The sequence below is a fragment of the Streptomyces erythrochromogenes genome, from assembly GCF_036170895.1.
In the GTDB taxonomy this organism is placed as follows: domain Bacteria; phylum Actinomycetota; class Actinomycetes; order Streptomycetales; family Streptomycetaceae; genus Streptomyces; species Streptomyces erythrochromogenes.
In genome coordinates this window covers 65,296-81,663 of the sequence record NZ_CP108036.1, presented here as the reverse complement: position 1 = coordinate 81,663, position 16,368 = coordinate 65,296, and the positions used below count along the sequence as shown (strand labels likewise).

The 16,368-nt window shown below is 72.3% G+C and carries 13 protein-coding genes and 3 pseudogenes; 7 read left to right on the top strand and 9 right to left on the bottom strand.

The window, feature by feature from the left end; genetic code table 11:
* Positions 1-10 precede the first annotated feature (10 nt).
* Together OHA91_RS00325 and OHA91_RS00320 are read right to left on the bottom strand one after the other, a co-directional pair.
* Positions 11-1,294, bottom strand: a pseudogene (locus OHA91_RS00325) (MFS transporter).
* 83 nt (positions 1,295-1,377) lie between these two features.
* Positions 1,378-2,373, bottom strand: coding sequence for an SDR family NAD(P)-dependent oxidoreductase (locus OHA91_RS00320; protein WP_031154677.1), 996 nt, complete (start codon positions 2,371-2,373; stop codon positions 1,378-1,380).
* Positions 2,374-2,501: 128 nt separating this feature from the next.
* On the opposite strand from OHA91_RS00320, the pseudogene OHA91_RS00315 reads away from it, so the two are divergent.
* A pseudogene (locus tag OHA91_RS00315) lies at positions 2,502-2,624 on the top strand (helix-turn-helix domain-containing protein); the annotation flags it as partial.
* A gap of 47 nt (positions 2,625-2,671) precedes the next feature.
* Here OHA91_RS00315 and OHA91_RS00310 read toward each other — a convergent pair.
* Entirely contained in the window at positions 2,672-3,877 is a 1,206-nt protein-coding gene (locus OHA91_RS00310; protein WP_328738240.1) for a UDP-N-acetylglucosamine--N-acetylmuramyl-(pentapeptide) pyrophosphoryl-undecaprenol N-acetylglucosamine transferase, read from the bottom strand.
* Between the two features lie 74 nt (positions 3,878-3,951).
* Here OHA91_RS00310 and OHA91_RS00305 point away from each other — a divergent pair, with 74 nt between their 5' ends.
* Positions 3,952-4,668, top strand: coding sequence for a response regulator transcription factor (locus OHA91_RS00305; RefSeq protein WP_051893407.1), 717 nt, complete (start codon positions 3,952-3,954; stop codon positions 4,666-4,668).
* A complete protein-coding gene (locus OHA91_RS00300; RefSeq protein ID WP_328738239.1) occupies positions 4,665-6,050 on the top strand; it encodes a sensor histidine kinase in 1,386 nt (461 codons plus the stop codon). The genes OHA91_RS00305 and OHA91_RS00300 overlap by 4 nt, the downstream gene beginning before the upstream one ends.
* A 20-nt stretch (positions 6,051-6,070) precedes the next feature.
* Here the strand turns inward: OHA91_RS00300 and OHA91_RS00295 are convergent, their stop codons facing one another.
* Complete coding sequence (locus OHA91_RS00295) at positions 6,071-6,910, bottom strand: hypothetical protein (protein ID WP_328738238.1); 840 nt, start codon at positions 6,908-6,910, stop codon at positions 6,071-6,073.
* Positions 6,911-7,133: 223 nt separating this feature from the next.
* Here OHA91_RS00295 and OHA91_RS00290 point away from each other — a divergent pair.
* Positions 7,134-7,882: pseudogene (locus OHA91_RS00290) on the top strand (MerR family DNA-binding transcriptional regulator); the annotation flags it as partial.
* A 29-nt stretch (positions 7,883-7,911) separates the two neighbouring features.
* Here the strand turns inward: OHA91_RS00290 and OHA91_RS00285 are convergent.
* The 3 genes from OHA91_RS00285 to OHA91_RS00275 all read right to left on the bottom strand — a co-directional run bounded on the left by OHA91_RS00285 (position 7,912) and on the right by OHA91_RS00275 (position 9,644).
* Positions 7,912-8,400: a hypothetical protein gene (locus OHA91_RS00285; RefSeq protein WP_031154664.1), complete on the bottom strand. Its 489-nt coding sequence runs from the start codon at positions 8,398-8,400 to the stop codon at positions 7,912-7,914.
* A gap of 537 nt (positions 8,401-8,937) precedes the next feature.
* Positions 8,938-9,159, bottom strand: coding sequence for a helix-turn-helix domain-containing protein (locus tag OHA91_RS00280; RefSeq protein WP_031154662.1), 222 nt, complete (start codon positions 9,157-9,159; stop codon positions 8,938-8,940).
* The gene (locus OHA91_RS00275; protein WP_031154660.1) at positions 9,159-9,644 is read right to left on the bottom strand and encodes a DUF2975 domain-containing protein; all 486 of its coding nucleotides are present in this window, start codon (positions 9,642-9,644) and stop codon (positions 9,159-9,161) included. The genes OHA91_RS00280 and OHA91_RS00275 overlap by 1 nt, the downstream gene beginning before the upstream one ends.
* Before the next feature lie 232 nt (positions 9,645-9,876).
* Here OHA91_RS00275 and OHA91_RS00270 point away from each other — a divergent pair, with 232 nt between their 5' ends.
* Positions 9,877-10,401, top strand: coding sequence for a hypothetical protein (locus tag OHA91_RS00270; RefSeq protein WP_031154658.1), 525 nt, complete (start codon positions 9,877-9,879; stop codon positions 10,399-10,401).
* Between the two features lie 68 nt (positions 10,402-10,469).
* On the opposite strand, the gene OHA91_RS00265 is transcribed toward OHA91_RS00270, so the two are convergent.
* A complete protein-coding gene (locus OHA91_RS00265; protein WP_031154655.1) occupies positions 10,470-10,928 on the bottom strand; it encodes an RICIN domain-containing protein in 459 nt (152 codons plus the stop codon).
* A gap of 178 nt (positions 10,929-11,106) precedes the next feature.
* On the opposite strand from OHA91_RS00265, the gene OHA91_RS00260 reads away from it, so the two are divergent.
* Positions 11,107-14,916, top strand: coding sequence for an nSTAND1 domain-containing NTPase (locus OHA91_RS00260; protein WP_328738237.1), 3,810 nt, complete (start codon positions 11,107-11,109; stop codon positions 14,914-14,916).
* 395 nt (positions 14,917-15,311) lie between these two features.
* Here the strand turns inward: OHA91_RS00260 and OHA91_RS00255 are convergent, their stop codons facing one another.
* The gene (locus tag OHA91_RS00255; protein ID WP_266505753.1) at positions 15,312-15,575 is read right to left on the bottom strand and encodes a helix-turn-helix domain-containing protein; all 264 of its coding nucleotides are present in this window, start codon (positions 15,573-15,575) and stop codon (positions 15,312-15,314) included.
* Between the two features lie 129 nt (positions 15,576-15,704).
* On the opposite strand from OHA91_RS00255, the gene OHA91_RS00250 reads away from it, so the two are divergent.
* On the top strand, positions 15,705-16,274 hold the full coding sequence (locus OHA91_RS00250; protein WP_266505750.1) for a hypothetical protein: 570 nt from the start codon (positions 15,705-15,707) through the stop codon (positions 16,272-16,274).
* The last annotated feature ends 94 nt before the right edge of the window (positions 16,275-16,368 follow it).

Here is a 16,368-nt window from a genome sequence, read left to right as displayed (position 1 = left end):
CGTACCGGCGTCAGACCCCGCCGCTCCGGACCGGGCTCCCCGGTCCCGACCCGCCCACCCTGACGCCCCCGACCCCGGCGCCGCCCCCGGCCATGTCGCCGGCGGCGGACGGCCGTACGGTGCGCATCCGCACGTACGCGTACACGCAGCCCGCCAGGGCCAGATCGGACAGCAGCATGAACCCGATCGAGTAGGAGCCCTTGGCGCTGTGGACGGCGCCCATGACCAGGGGCGCCCACGAAGCCGCCCAGGCCGCCGACCGCACCGACGATGCCGGTGACGCTGCCGACCTGCGGCTGCGGCGTCACCTGCGACACCAGGGCGAACACACTGCCGCTGGCCGTGCCGAGCCCGGCCGCGATGCACAGCAGGCACACGGTGCCGACCGGATCCAGAGGCGGATCGAACGCCTGGACGACGGCGAGGAGGGCCACGAAGGCGAGGGCACCCGCCGTCACCACGGCGGGAGGACACGGTCGGCCAGCCAGCCGCCGAACGGACGGGCGACCACGGTCAACAGGGCGAACCCGGCCGCCTTGGTACCCGCATCCGTCGGCGTCAACCCGTACCCGGTCCTCAGATACGTCGGCAGGTAGACCCCGAAGGCGACGATCCCGCCGAACCCGACCGCATACAGCGCCGACAACTCCCAGGTCACCCCCAGCCGCCCGGCCGAGGCGAGCCGGTACCCGAGCGAACCGGCCGGCAGGGGCCGGTCCGGCCGGTCCCGGATCAGCAGCGCCGCCACCACGGCGTACACGGCCACCGCGACCGCCACCACCACGAACGGCAGGTGCTCGCCGCGCTGCGCGATGCGCGGGGTGAAGTAGCCGGAGAGCGCCACCCCGCCCATCCCCATGCCGAACACCCCGAGCGCGAACCCGCGCCGCGCCGGCGGAAACCAGGAGTTGACCAGCGGCACACCGATGGCGAACGTCGTGCCCGCCAGCCCCAGCAGGAAACCGACCGCCAGCGTCGCCACGTAGGAGTCCCGGGCGGGAATCAGCAGCACCACCGGCACCACGGCGAGCGCGGACACCAGGGGGAACATCCGCCGGGCCCCGTAGCGGTCGGTGGGCGCACCCACCGGGACCCGGCCGAGGGCGCCGACCAGCACTGGCACCGCGACCAGCAGCGACTGCTGGAGCGAGGTCAGGCCGAGCCGGTCGTGGTAGTCGCTGCCCAGCGGCGCGATCAGGTCCCAGGCCCAGAAGGTGAGGGTGAACCCGACCGTGGCCACGATCAGGTTCCGCCAGGCGGCAGCTGCTGGGGCATCAGCTCTCCACAGCGCCACGCTAGGGACAGGAGCCCGACGGCGGCGCGCCGGACTGGTCCGTTCGGACCCACCGGAGCCCCGCCGCCGACGACGGGGGAGGCTCAGACCGCGTAACGGTCCGGCGCGAACAGCGAAGGGTTCGCCGCGATCCACTCCGAGGTCCGCCGCAACCCCTCCTCCAGACCGACCCGAGGCCGCCAGCCCGCCCAGTCCCGGGCCCGCGCGTTGTCCGACAGCAGCCGCTGCACCTCACTGCCCGACGGCCTCAGCCGCGCCGGGTCCACCACCACCTCCGCATCCCGCCCGGAAGCCTTCACCAGGGCCTGCGCCAGCGCCCCGACGGAGATCTCCTCACCGGTACCGAGGTTGACCACCTCACCCAGCGCCCGCTCGCACCCGGCCACCGCCAGGAAGCCCTCCGCCGTGTCCGTCACGTACGTGAAGTCCCGGGTCGGCGTCAGCGATCCGAGGCGGACCTCCCGCGACCCGGCGTGCAGCTGGGCCAGGATCGTCGGGATCACCGCGCGCGCCGACTGCCGCGGCCCGTAGGTGTTGAACGGACGCACCACCGCCACCGGCAGCTCGAACGCGTGGTGGAAGGACAGCGCCATCATGTCCGCGCCGATCTTCGAAGCCGAGTACGGGGACTGCGGCTGCAGCGGGTGGCTCTCGGAAATGGGGGCGGTCAGCGCCGTCCCGTAGACCTCGCTCGTCGAGGTGTGCACCAGCCGCCGCACCCCGTGCCGCCGGCAGGCCTCCGCCACGTTCTGCGTGCCCGTCACGTTCGTCTGCACGTACGCACCCGGCGAGGCGTAGCTGTACGGAATCCCGATCAGCGCCGCCAGATGGAAGACGGTGTCGCAGCCGGCCACCGCGTCACTGACCCGGCCCGCGTCACGGACGTCACCCGCCCACATCTCCACCGCACCGTCCGGGTCGGCGAGGTAGCGCGCCAAGTGCCCCTTCTCCGCGTACGGCTTGTAGTGGACGAAGGCGCGCACCCGCGCACCCCGCGCCACCAGCAGGTCCACCAGCGTCGAGCCGATGAAGCCCTCCGCGCCGGTGACCAGGACAGTACGGCCGGTCCAGCTGTTCATCAGGATCCTTTCGTGGACACCCCGGCTTCGGCCGGGGGAGAACAAAACCCCTGCGGAGCAGGGCAGGGAAAGCCGGTTCGCCCTCTGGGCGGAACGGCGTTGTCAGTGGCGGCAGCGAGGTTCACTGCGTGCATCTGCGGTACTCATTCCGGATCGAGCCGACACCGGGACAGCGCATCGCGCTGGCCCGTACGTTTGGCTGCGCCCGGCTGGTCTACAACGATGCGCTCGCCGCCCGGAAAGCCGCCTACAAGGCGGACAAGTCGGGAACCCTCGGCCCTTTAGGGCGGGGAGGATGTCAAGCGTGCTCCAGATCAGAGACGACGGAAGTGGGGGCGAGGCCGGCGACGCGCAGGACCTCGGCGGCCAGCAGCTCGGCGGCCCGCGCGTGCGGGCCGGAGTCGGCGGCGCCGGCCATCGCCGACAGCCGCGCCGGATCGGCCAGCAGCGGCCCGACGAGGCCGGCGAGGCGCTCGGCGGTGGTCTCGGCGTCTGGCAGCAGCAGCCCGGCGCCCGCGTCGGACAGCACCCGCGCGTTGTGAGTCTGGTGGTCGCCCGGCGCGTACGGGTACGGCACCAGCACCGCCGGGACCCCGGTCGCCGCCAGCTCGGCGACGGTCGCCGAGCCCGCACGGCACACCACCAGGTCGGCCGCCGCGTAGACCAGGTCCATCCGGTCCAGGTACGGCACGGCCCGCGCGATCCGCTGCCCGCCCGACGCCGCCAGCTCGGCCACCGTGTCCGCCAGTACGGCCGGACCGGTCTTCACCAGCAGCTGTACGTCGTCCCGGCCCTGCCACAGGCCCGCCAGCGCGGCCGCCGCCCGGGTCAGGCGCACCGCGCCCAGGCTGCCGCCGTTGAAGACGACCAGCCGCCGACCCGCCGCCACCCCCAGCGCCCGCCGGGCCTCCACGCGCAGCGCCGCCCGCTGCGCCCCGGGCAGCTCGGCGAGACCGGACAGGGCCGCGGAGATCGGCATCCCGGTGGTCAGCGCCCGCTCCCCGCCCGCCAGATGGGCCCGGCTGCGGTCGAAGGCCACCGCGACGTGCGAGGTGAGCCGGGCCGCGAACTGGTTGGCGCGGCCCGGCACCGCGTTGGACTCGTGGATCACCGCCGGCAGCCCGGCCAGCCGGGCACCGAGCACGGCGGGCGCGCTCGGATACCCGCCCATGCCCACGACGACATGGGCGCCCTGCGCCCGGATCACCGAGCGCGCCTGGTGCGCCGAGCGCAGCAGCGCCGCGGGCAGCAGGTACCGCTTCGCGCCCAGGGCGGGATCGAAGGGGATCATGTCGACGGTGTGCAGGCGGTAGCCGGCACCGGGGATCAGCTCGCCCTCCAGGCCCCGCTCGGTCCCGATGAACGAGACCACGGCGCCGGGCACGGCGGCCCGCAGCGCCTCCGCGAGAGCGAGCCCTGGATAGATGTGCCCGCCGGTGCCGCCCGCACCGATCACGACGGAGAGCGCCCCGGCCGCAGGCGGGTGTGATGTGGTGGTGGTCATGTGCGCACACTCCCGGTGCGCCCTAAGAACGTTCTAAGAGGTTCTCTCAGAAGCCTTTGGCAGGCTTTGCCCCCATGAGCTCCACGAACAGCACAGACACCACGGGCGGCCGGCGGCGCATCCTCGTCGTCGACGACGAGCCCGAGGTACGGGCGGCCGTCGAGGACGGACTCACCGTCGAGGGGTACGAGGTCCGCGGCGCCGCGGACGGCCTCGCCGCCCTCTCCCAGGTGGCGGCCTGGGAACCCGACGCGGTCGTCCTCGACGTCATGATGCCCGTCCTCGACGGCCTCGGCGTCTGCCGGCAGCTGCGGGCGATGGGCGACCGCACCCCCGTCCTCGTCCTGACCGCCCTGGACTCCGTCAGCGAACGCGTCGACGGACTGGAGGCGGGCGCCGACGACTACCTCGTCAAACCCTTCGCCCTCGACGAGCTGATCGCCCGGGTCCGCGCCCTGCTGCGGCGGGCCGCACCCGCACCCGCCGGCGCCGCCCCGCTCGGCTTCGCCGACCTCGTCCTCGACCCCGCGACCCGCACCGGCCGCCGGGGCGGCCGCCCGCTGGAGTTCAGCCGCACCGAAGCGGCCCTGCTCGAACTCCTCCTGCGCCACCCCGGCCAGGTACTCCCGCGCGAGCTCATCCTCGAGCTCGTGTGGGGACGCGACTTCGGCCCGGACTCCAACTCCCTCGCCGTCTACGTCGGCTACCTGCGCCGCAAACTGGAGGCCGCGGGCGAACCCCGCCTCGTGCACACCGTCCACGGTGTCGGCTACCGGCTGGACGCGGCGTGAGCGCCGGCCGCCGGCGCCTCGGCCGGGTCTGGCGCCGGCGCGGCCCCCTGCGCACCCGCCTCGCCCTGTCCGTCACCGCCGCCGTCGCCCTCGTCGCGGTCGGGGTGTGCGCGGCGGCGTACCTGGTGGTCCGCTCCGCCCTCTACGAGCAGCTCGACCTCAGCCTCACCCAGTCCGCGCGCCTCGCCGCCCAGCGCAACCCGGGATCCGCACCCGGCGTCCTGGCGGGGGAGTGCCGCTTCCTGGCCGCCCCCGCATGCGCGGAGGTCGTCCCCGCCGACCCCGCCGCCGACCCCCGCCCGCCGGGACAGCTCCCCGTCGCCCCCGCCGCCCGCAAGGTCGCACAAGGCACGAAGTCCCCCTACTACACGAACATCACGGTCGCCGGACACCCCGCCCGGATGCTCACCACCGACTACGCCGAGGGCCGCGCACTCCAGGTCGCCCTGCGCGCCGACACCGCCCTGGACGGCATCGAGGAAGCCGCCCGCTGGCTGGTCCTGACCGCCGCCGCCGGCGTCCTGCTGGCCGCCCTCCTCGGCCACTGGGTCTCACGCACCGGCCTGGCCCCGGTCGCCCGGCTCACCGCGACCGCCGAGCGGATCGCGGCCACCCGCGACGCCCGCCACCGCATCGAACTGCCCCCACCCGGACGCGAGGACGAGATCACCCGCCTGGCCACCAGCTTCAACACCATGCTGGACGAACTCGAACAGTCCATCGCCGCACAGCGCCAACTCGTCGCCGACGCCTCCCACGAACTGCGCACCCCGCTCACGGCACTGCGGACCAACGCCGAACTCCTCGCCCGCGCCGACCGCCTCACCCCCGAACAGCGCGACCGCGCCTCCACCGCGCTGGGCCGGCAACTGCGCGAGGTGACGGGTCTGGTCAATGACCTGATCGAGCTGGCCCGCGACGAAGAACCCCAGCCGCTGGTGGAACAGGTCCGCCTGGGCGCCCTGGTGGAACACTGCGCGCAGGCCGCCCGCACGCACTGGCCGGCGGTGGCCTTCCACGTACGGGTGCCGGCCGAGCCCGTCGTGGTGCCCGGCGTCCCCGCACGGCTCAGCCGCCTGCTGGGCAACCTCCTCGACAACGCCGCCAAGTTCAGCCCCTCCGGCCTGCCCGTCGAGGTCGAGCTGGCGGTGGGCGCCCCGGGCCGGGGCCCGCAGCTGACGGTCCGCGACCACGGCCCCGGCATCTCCCCGCAGGACCTCCCGCACGTCTTCGACCGCTTCTACCGCGCCGGCACGGCCCGCGCCCTGCCGGGCTCGGGCCTGGGCCTGGCCATGGCCCGGCAGATCGCCCGGGCCCACTCCGCCGACCTGACGGCAGAAGCCGCCCCGGGCGGCGGCGCCCTCTTCCGCCTGACGTTCTGAACGCGCCGACCGGGCGGGCCTCAGGGCAGCCCGTCCTGGGTCGCACCGATGTGGGTCCAGTTCCCGAACTGCCCGGCGGGGAAGTCCACCAGGTTGATGAAGTCGCCGCTGTCGTCGAGCTCTCCCGATGCGGCGGCCCGCGTCTGCTGGTCGTAGAAGAACAGCCGGCGGTGGGTGGGCACGATGTGGGTCCAGTCTCCGAACTGCCCGGCGGGGAAGTCCTTCAGATGGACGAAGTCCCCGCCCGCGTCGAGCCTGCCGGTTCCGGCCGCCCGCGTGCCCTTGCTGTAGAAGAAGAGCTTCGAGGCGCCTCCGTCGAAGACGACGTGGGTCCAGTCCCCGAACTGCCCGGCCGGGAAGTCCACCAGGTTGATGAAGTCGCCGTCGTCGTCGAGGTCACCCGACCCGGCCGCCCGTGTGCTCTTGCTGTAGAAGAAGAAGCGGGCCAGAAGATCACCGCCGGCGAAGAGGACGTGGGTCCAGTCCCCGAACTGCCCGGCGGGGAAGTCCACCAGGTTGAAGAATTCACCACTGGCATCGAGCCGACCGGTTCCGGCCGCTCGCGTGCCCTTGCTGTAGAAGAAGAGCAGGACGCCGTCCGGCGATATGTGGGTCCAGTCCCCGAACTGCCCGGCCGGGAAGTCCTTCAGGTTGACGAAGTCACCGCCCGCGTCGAGTTTTCCCGTCGCCGCTGCCCGTGTGTCCTTGCTGTAGAAGAAGAGCTGGCCGCCACCGGGCACGATGTGCGTCCAGTTCCCGAACTGCCCGGCGGGGAAGTCCTTCAGGCTGACGAAATCACCACTGCCGTCGAGTCTGCCCGATCCGGCAGCCCTGGTGTCCTGGCTGTAGAAGAAGAGCATGGCATTTCCTCCTGTTCTCACACTGCCGATTTCCTTCGGAGTTCAAGAATTCAGGGGCCACTCGTTGAGTCGTCAACGGCCACAATCCTTTTCTTTTCTGAGTTTATGTCAGGAAAGATGCCGATGCGACCCAGGTAAATGTTGAACATTGACGGGTCGCGCGGATCTTGACCCTCACGCGACGTCAGGCCGCACAGTCGGTGCGGTGGAGGAACACTGGACCGTGGGACGCGTGGCAGAGCTGGCCGACGTCAGCATCCACACGCTGCACCACTACGACCACATCGGGCTCGTCCGGCCCTCGGCACGCACCCCGGCCGGGTACCGGGCCTGCGACCCGTCCGCCGACGCCGCCGCGCACCTGCGCCGGCTGCGCGGCGTACTGCTGGAGCGGCGTGACCGCGCCGGCGCCACGGTGGCGGCCATCGACAGGGAACTCGAGGCACGGGCGAAGGGGCTGAAGGTGGCAGCGGAGGAGCAACTGGGGATGCTCGGTGCACGGCTGTACGACGCGATCGGCGGCGCCTACACGGTGACACGGTGCACCGATCCGCGGATCTCCGCGCAGATCCGGGATGCGCTCGGGGACGCGCGCACGGTGCTGAACGTGGCCGGCACCGGCTCCTACGAGCCCGCCGACCGCGAGGTGACCGCGGTGGAGCCCTCGGCGGTCATGCGCCGGCCGCGGCGCGCCGGCTCGGCGCCGTGCGTGGCCGCCGCCGCGGAGGACCGGTGCCCGCCCCGTGGGGCTGCGCCGACGGCCTGTTCGAGGCGTACTGGCGCCGGCCGGGGGCGTACCTGGAGGACCGTGTGCGCCGTGCGATGTCGGTGTGGACCAGGGTCGGGCCTCGGGCCGAGCAGCGGGCGGTGCGCAGCCTCGCCGACGACCTCGCCTCCGGGCGGTGGGCCGAGCGCAACGGCCACCTCGCCGACCTCGACGCGGCCGACCTCGGCCTGCGGCTGCTCGTGGCCTGCCCCCCCCGTAGCCCCGCCGCCGGGCCCTATCGGGGCGGCTCGCACCGCGCGGGAAGGGCCACGGTCCCGGGCCGGTGCTCGAAGGTGTCCATGACCAGCCACTCGTCCGGCTCGGGGTCGTAGAGGTTCTGGACACCGAACTGCAGCACCTGCCAGAAGGTGCCCCGGTCGTTCTCGTCGACGTAGATGTCGCCGAGCGCGAGCGGCAGACGCGGGTGGTTCCCGGGAGGCAGCTGCGGGAAGACCACGCCCACCCTCCAGTGGTTCACGTGCCGCTGCGGGGTGCGCCGCAGGGTCTCCCGTCCGACGAACCGGGCGTTCTCGAAGCCCCGGTTAAGGTCCTCCAGGCTGAAGCCCGGGATCGCTGAGCAGGGGTGTTCGTTCAGACCGGGCCACTTGTACGTGAGGGTGCAGAGCGTGCCGTGGTGGATCAGGTTGGTGAACCAGATCGGGTACTGCAGGCCTCCCGCGGTCATCTGGCTGTCGCCGTTCCTGCCCTCCCAGGTGAACGGCACCGTGATGTCCAGGTCCCGGACGATCCACCTGCCCTTGCCGCGTAAGTCGCGGGGGAGGCGGGGCGGAGGCGGCGTGGGGAGGCGTCCTGCCGCGCGGTCGCGGTCGAGGTTCCGGCCCGGGGTTCGGCGCCGGCGGAAGGGGGAGCCGCCAGGACGAGCGTGACCGCTGCGGCAAGAGCGGCCGGCGCGGCCGCCCGACGTACGCCTTTCCAACCCGTGGTCTCCCTCGGCTGTCACGTCGGGCGCCGTCACGGCGGCGCAGGGGTCAAATGCGGTGATGCTGGGACACCGCCCCCGGAATCAAACATTCCGGAACCGGCGGTTACCCAGCTTGCAGCCGCGGTGTCGCCCACCGGTGAGAGCCCGGATCCTTCGAAGGCGGCGTCGGCCCGGCGCGGGGAAACGCCGCCCGCGCCCGGGTCACGCGGTCACTCGGGATGCGCCACCGCGTCCCTCTGCAACTTGAGGACCAACAGGACTACGACCGCAGGCTGACCGCCGGTGATGCGCGACGCCGGGCCGCCCGGCCGCGCGATGTCATTCGCCGGCGGTGTCCCCGGCCTCCCAGCGCAGCAGGTCGCCCGGCTGGCACTCGAGCGCCTCGCAGAGCGCGGCGAGCGTCGCGAAGCGCACCGCCTTGGCGCGGCCGTTCTTCAGCACCGCCAGGTTGGCCGGCGTGATCCCCACCCGGTCCGCGAGTTCCCCCACGGACATCTTCCGCCTGGCCAGCATCACGTCGATGTCGACGGTGATGGGCATCAGATCACCTCGTCCAACTCGGCCCGCATCTGCGCCGCTTCGCCGTCGCGCGCGACGGCCTGCGCGAGCAGCATCCGCAGTACCAGCACGATGAGCGCGACCCCCAGGATGGCCAGGCCGATCCCGCCCAGGATCACAGTAACGCCCGGGTCCTCCCGCTGGCCGGGGGCGTTGACCGCCGTGACCGCGAACCACAGCACGGCCGCCGCAGTGATCGCGCCGATCACGCCGTCCACGTACCGGAAGGCGGCGTGGGAGAACACGGTTCCGCGCCGCACCATCGCCGTCAGCCGCCATACGCAGGCCAGGGCCACCTGGGCCGCCACCATGCCCAGCATCACGATCACGCGCATCGGGGTCAGCGGCAGCGACCCCTCCGTCTCGCCCGTGACCAACGCCCACACCATCGCCGCCTGCACGAACACGGTGCCCACGAACACCACCGCGAGCACGGCGCGCAACGCACGCACGGTCAGCTTCCCCATGACCCATCCTTCCATCGACCCACGATGGAAATCTATCGAAATTCGATAGATCGAGCAAGGCTGGGAGGACAGGTGGGCGGCAGTTCCGCACGCCGCACACCCGGGCCGCCGTCCGAAGCTGCCATGTGGGGGAGGCCGCCCGTGTGGCAGCTGCCGGACCGAGCGGCCGAACAGAATAGTTCTCCGCGAGCGCAGGGACCGGATTCAAGGTGCAGACCCGGAAGGACGCGGCGTGGACAATTCCTTGCTGGCCCACATCGAAGCAGCCGTCGGCAGCGGCAAGGTCGTCGTCTCGGCAGAGGACGACGCGGTCGTGGCCCTCGTGCAGGAGACCATCAAGAGCGGCAGAACCGCATCCTTCTACCTGTCCCGCGAACAGGCCCGCACCCTCCGGGACCTGCACTGGACGCCCGAGCTCGTCAGGGACTCCCGGCTCGAACAGGTCTCCGACGAGGAGAAGGCGCGGATCGAGTCCGAGTTGGGCATCGCCGACATCGGCACCTTCCGGTTCGGCCGCTTCGTTTGCCGGCAGGGCCACGAGTTCAGCGCCTTCGACTTCCTCCGGCACGGAATCCGCGAGCACGGGCCGGCCGCGGTACAGGCGATCTTCGAACTGAAGAACGCCGCCTTCCTCCGCGTCAACCCGTACTTCGCCGTCAACTGCGCCACCTGCGACCAGCCGATGGAAGGCGGCATCACGTACGAGGGCGACACCTACGCGGGCTGCTCCTACCCGGACCCGCCGGTCTGCATGTAGCCGCCCCCGGCCCACCCGGCCCGGCCCGCGATGGGCCGGGCCGAGCAGGCCGACGGCAGGACGGTCGTTCAGAAGTCCCAGCTCTGGCTCCGCGCGCCGTTGCAGCCCCAGCTCACCAGCAGCTGGCCGTTCTCGGGCCGCCCGGCCAGGATGTCCAGGCACTTGCCGTTCACCCGGTTCCGGATCTCACTGCCGTTGCGGTACCACCTCTGGTGCAGACCGCCGTGGCAGTCCCACATGGCCACCGAGCCCTGGTCGCCCAGGTGCGGACCGTAGATCTCCAGGCACTTCCCGTTCAAGTTGGAGCGAATCCGCTCACCGTCCCAGTACCACTGCTGGTTGGTCCCGCCGTGGCAGTCCCACGTCACCGTGGAGGCGCCGTTCTCCTGGTGGAACATGAAGACGTCGGCGCACCTTCCGTTCAGGTTGGACTTCAGCAGCGGTGCCGCGGCAGCCGCGGCATGCACGGGCGAGCCCGTCACGGTGCCGCCGGCCAGCAGCCCGGTGACCGCCGCCAGCAGCATCATTCGTCGCACGGACCTCATGATTTTCCCCTTCCGATCGCCGTTGCGCGGTTGCGCCGACCCATGTCTAGCCCCCGCTTGATGTCCGGCGCCGGAACGGGGATTCCGGACATCAAAAGCTGGACAAACACCACCCGACACGGCCGCGGAAAGCTGCGGGAAAGCCGCAGGGAGGAAGGCAATGCCACGCCCCGAACGCCCGCTCGACCCGGACTCCGGTCCGCTCACCCAGTTCGCAGCCGACCTCCGCAAACTGCGCGAGGCAGCCGGCCGGCCGCCCTACCGGGCACTGGCGAAACGGGCGCACTACTCGTCCACCACCCTCTCGGACGCCGCGGGCGGTGACGCGCTCCCGAGCCTCGCCGTCACGCTCGCCTACGTCGAAGCGTGCCAGGGCGACCGCCGTGAATGGGAAGCCCGGTGGCACACGACCGCCGCCGAGATCGCCGCGACCGCACAACACCACCAGCCCACCGAAACCGACCACCGGACCGCGCCCTACGCCGGACTGTCCGCCTTCCAACCCGAGGACGCCGACCGCTTCTTCGGCCGCGAACACCTGACCGCCGAGCTCCTCGCAAAGGTCCGCGACCACCGCTTCCTGACCGTCTTCGGACCCTCCGGATCGGGAAAGTCCTCGCTGCTGCGCGCCGGACTCGTCGCCCGCACCCGCACGACCGGACAGCCGGTGATCCTCTTCACCCCCGGCCCGCACCCCGTCGAGGAATGCGCCATCCACCTCGCCGCCGCAACGGGGGAGGCCCCCGGCACGCTGCTCACCGAACTGCGCAACGACCCCGCCACCCTGCACCTGCGCATCCGGCAGACCGCCCTCGGCCACCCCCCGGCCACCGGCACCGACATCCTCATCGTCGTCGACCAGTTCGAGGAGGTCTTCACCCTCTGCCGGGACCAGGACGAGCGCGACGCGTTCATCGCCGTGCTGATCGCGGCCGCCGCCACCCCGACCAGCCGGACCCGGGTCGTGCTCGGCGTACGCGCCGACTTCTACGGCCACTGCGTCCAAAACCCCCACCTCGTCGAAGCGATGCGCGACGCACAGATCGCGGTCGGCCCGATGACCAGCCAGGAACTCCGCGAGGCCATCACCGGCCCGGCCGCACTCGCCGACTGCACGGTCACCGGCCCGCTCCTCGCGGCCGTGGTCGCGGACGCGACCGGCCAGCCGGGCGCACTGCCCCTGGTCTCCCACGCCATGGTCGAAACCTGGCGCCGCCGCTGCGGCAGCCGCCTCACCCTCGACGGATACCTCGCGGCCGGCGGAATCCAGCACGCCCTCGCCCACACCGCGGAAGCCGCCTACGCAGCCCTGACACCGGCACAGCAGGACCACGCCAGGTCACTGTTCCTGCGGCTCACCGCACTCGGCGACGGCACCGAAGACACCCGGCGCCGCATCACCACGAACGAACTCGCCCCGGGCCCCGACACCGCCCACGTACTCGAATCCCTCGCCCGCCAACGGCTCGTCACCCTCGACGACGGCTGCGTCGAGATCACCCACGAGGCCATCATCCGCTGCTGGCCCAGACTGCGCGGCTGGCTCACCGAGGACCGCGACCGCCTCCTCCTGCACCGCCAGCTCACCGACGCCACCGCCGACTGGGAGGCACAGGGCCACGACCCGCACACCCTCTACCGGGGCGCCCGCCTCGCCGCGGCCCTCGACCTGGCCGCCGCCTACGACAGCCGCCTGACCTCCAAGGAACGACGCTTCCTCGACGCCGCCCGCGAAGCACAGGCAGGCGAGACGGCCGCGGTCAGGCGACGCACGGTCCGCCTGCGCCAACTCGTCACCCTGCTCACCGTGCTGGTGGTCATCGCGGCGACCGCGGGCGCACTGGCCGTCGACTCCCGCGACTCGGCCATCCGCCAGCGCAACGTCGCCATCGCACGCAAAGCCGCAGCCGACGCGGCCGAGGTACGCCGGCACGACCCCGCCCTCGCCGCGCAGCTGAACCTGGCCGCCCACCGGCTGGCAGCCACCCGCGACGTCCGCGACCAGCTCATGAGCACCTTCGCGACCCCCTACACCAGCCGGCTCACCGGTCACACCTCCGACGTGGTCTCGATCTCCGTAGCCCCGGACAGCACGCTCCTGGCCACCGCGAGCTGGGACCGCACGGCCCGGCTGTGGGACATCAAAGACGCCCACCACCCCGTACAACTGGCCGCCGTGCGCCGGCCCGAACGCCTCGTGTCGGTCGCCTTCGACGGGACCGGCCGCATCCTGGCCACGGCCGGCGAACGCTCCGTCCGCCTGTGGGACGTGACGAACCGGCGCGCGCCCGCCGAGCTCGCCGCCCTGCCCGACCAGCCGTCCGCCGCCCCGAGCTGGGTGGCGTACGGGCCCGGCGGCAGCGGTGTCCTGGCCACCGGCCACACCGACGGCACGACACGCCTGTGGAACGCCGCCGACCCCCGCCGGCCGCGCCTGCTGGCCACCCTGCCCGGACACACCGCCGCGGTCACCTCGGTGGCGTTCAGCCCGGACCGTCACACGATGGCGACCACCGGCGACACCACCGCCAGGGTCTGGGACGTGGGCGATCCCGCGGTCCCCCGCCTCCTCGACGTCCTGCGCGGACACACCGACACCGTTACCTCGTCCGCCTTCAGCCCCGGCGGCACGACCCTGGCGACCGGCAGCTGGGACCGCACCGCACGCATCTGGCACCTCGCCGCCGGCCGACGTACGCCACCACAGCCACAGCCACAGCCACCGGCCGTCCTGCCCGGCCATCCCGCGATCGTCTGGTCGGTCGCCTTCAGCCCGGACGGCACCACCCTCGTCACGGTCGGCGGATCCACCCACTTCTGGGACGTCACCACCCCCGCCGCCCCCCGGCGGACCAGCACGATCCAGGGCGGCTTCTACCAGGCCGCGTTCAGCCCGGACGGCCGCGTACTCGCCAACTCCGACCGGCTCCTGGACCTGCGGGACCTCTCCCTCGCGACCCACGACGACGTGGTCACCTCCCTGGCGTTCGCCCCCGGCGGCCGCCTGCTCGCCAGCGCCAGCTGGGACGGCACCGCACGCCTGTGGCAGGTCACCGGCGGCCGCGCCCTGCGGCCGCTGTCGGCCCTGCACGGACACACCAGGTTCGTCCGCTGCGTGACGTTCAGCCCGGACGGCCGCACCCTCGTCACCGCGAGCGAGGACGGCACCGCCCGCGTCTGGAACGTCACCGATCCCCGCAAGCCCCAACTGACATCGGTCATCGCCCCCGACGCCGGCGAAGTCGGCGGCACCGCCTTCGCCCCGGACGGCCGCCTCCTGGCCATCTGGGCACAAGCCACGGCCGGCCTGTGGGACCTGACCGACCCCGCCGGTCCCCGCCGGCTGAGCCGGATCGCCGAGGACGGCCAGCACATCACGGCGGCCTCGTTCCGCCCGGACGGCCGCACCCTGGTCACCAGCGCCGGCGAGTCCGGATCACTCGCGTTCTGGGACATCACCCGACCACGCACCCCCCGAGAACTCCCGTCCCCACTCCATTCCCTCCCCCTCACCGGCGGCGTCTTCAGCCCCGACAACCGCCGACTGGCCGCCTTCCACCGGACGGACAAGACCATCTGGCTTGTCGACGTCCACGACCTCCACCACCCGGCGAAGACGACCCAACTGCCGGCCTCCGGCTCCTGGATCTACACGCTGGCCTTCGACGCCGAAGGCCACCGCCTGGCAGCCGGCACCGCGGACAGCAAGGCCCTCCTGTGGGACCTGACCGGTCCGGCCACCCCCACCGTCCTCACCGGCCATGCGAACCCCGTACCGGCCGTGGCCTTCAGCCCGGACGGCGCCACCCTCGCCACCGGCGGCAACGACTTCACGATCCGCCTGTGGGACACCCACCTGCACGCGGTCACCGCCCGCATCTGCGACAGCGCCCACCCCCGCATCACCAAAGCCCAGTGGACCCAGCACTTCCCGGCCCTCGACTTCACCCCACCCTGCCCCGCCCCATGACAGCCGAGCAGAAGAGGCGCCGGTGCGTGTGGTCCTACCCCCGCTGCCATGAGCTGCAGCTGTGCGGGCCCTCCGGCGCCGCCGGGCCGGCACTCGGGCAGGGGACCGGGTCCGGCGCGGGTGCAGAAGGCCGCTCCCGGCGCAGCCGCGGCTCGCCCGGAGCGGCCGCCGGACCCTCCAGGTACAGGGTGGCTGCCCCACCGACCAGGACCAGCACCGCCCAACCACCCCACAACCACCGCCGCATCGACGTCGACATCCCATCCCCCCTGCGTCGCCGCCCTTTGGACGCACAGCGCCCGTTCTCCAGAGGACCATCAGGGGGGGAGGTTGGGATGCAGGGTCGGCGCGGTGATCACCCCACAACTGCCACCACCAGTCCTGGCCGATCGACCCTACCCAGTGACAGTGCCGGAGTCCGGCGGGAGCTCGAGATCCGTCGTCCCGCGCGAAGCGGTCGGGATGCTGCCCGGTGCCCAGCCGAGCACTTCCTCGAAACAGCGGGCCGCGAGGGAAGTGGGCAGGCCTTCGCCATCCTCGTGGAACCTGATGGTCGCCCGGCTCAACTGGGTGCGATGCGCAAGCTCCATCACGGAGATGCCCTCGGCTTCCCGGAACTCGATGAGAGCTTTCGCCAGCCGCTCGGATTCTTCGCTCATGACCAAAGCATTCCGCATCACGAACGCCCGGTCGGTGCAGACCTCTTCGAATCCGCGCCCGCTACTCACCCCCGTATGAGTAGCTGCCCCGATGCGGCGGGCACGCCCCCCACCACTACCCTCTCGATCATGAACTCCGTCCAGCCCGCTACCGGCGCAACTGCGCCCCCCTTGAGTGCGCGCCCCCTTCGTGTGGCGCTGGTGCTCGCCGGCGTCACACTCCTGTTGACCATGTCCTGGGGCGGGTACCGGTTGTGGAACGGCGCGCCGTACCCGGAGGTCGACCCGAACGTGGTCGCCATGCGCCTCAGGGAGCAGGCCGAGCGCGTAGAGGAAGACCTGGACGGGCGCTCCCGCTTCGAGGCCCACCCCGTGGACACGGGCGCCTGCTACTACCGCGGACTGCGGGCCTTCGCCCACATCGACGAGGCCCGCCGCGACGTGCGCAGCTTCGACCTCGACTGGAAGGCGGCGGACGTTCCTCAGGCCACGGCTCGTGCCGGTCAGGAGCGCATCCGCAACCGGCTCTCGGAGCAGGGCTGGAAGCTCACCCGCGAGCGCATTTCCGATATGGGGTTCCGCTTCGAGGATCCGGGCACCGGCGACCAGGTCGACGTGGGCTGGTACGAGGCGACCGGGACGCTCGCCGTCAGCATCTACGCGCCCTGCGGGAAAGTCCCCGACGGCTTCGACGAATAGGCCCGATCAGCAGGTGGGACTTGCCGGTGCCGGAGTCCCCGATGAGACAGAGTGGCAACCTGCTCGATCTGCCCCGCTACCCAAGAACTCGGCG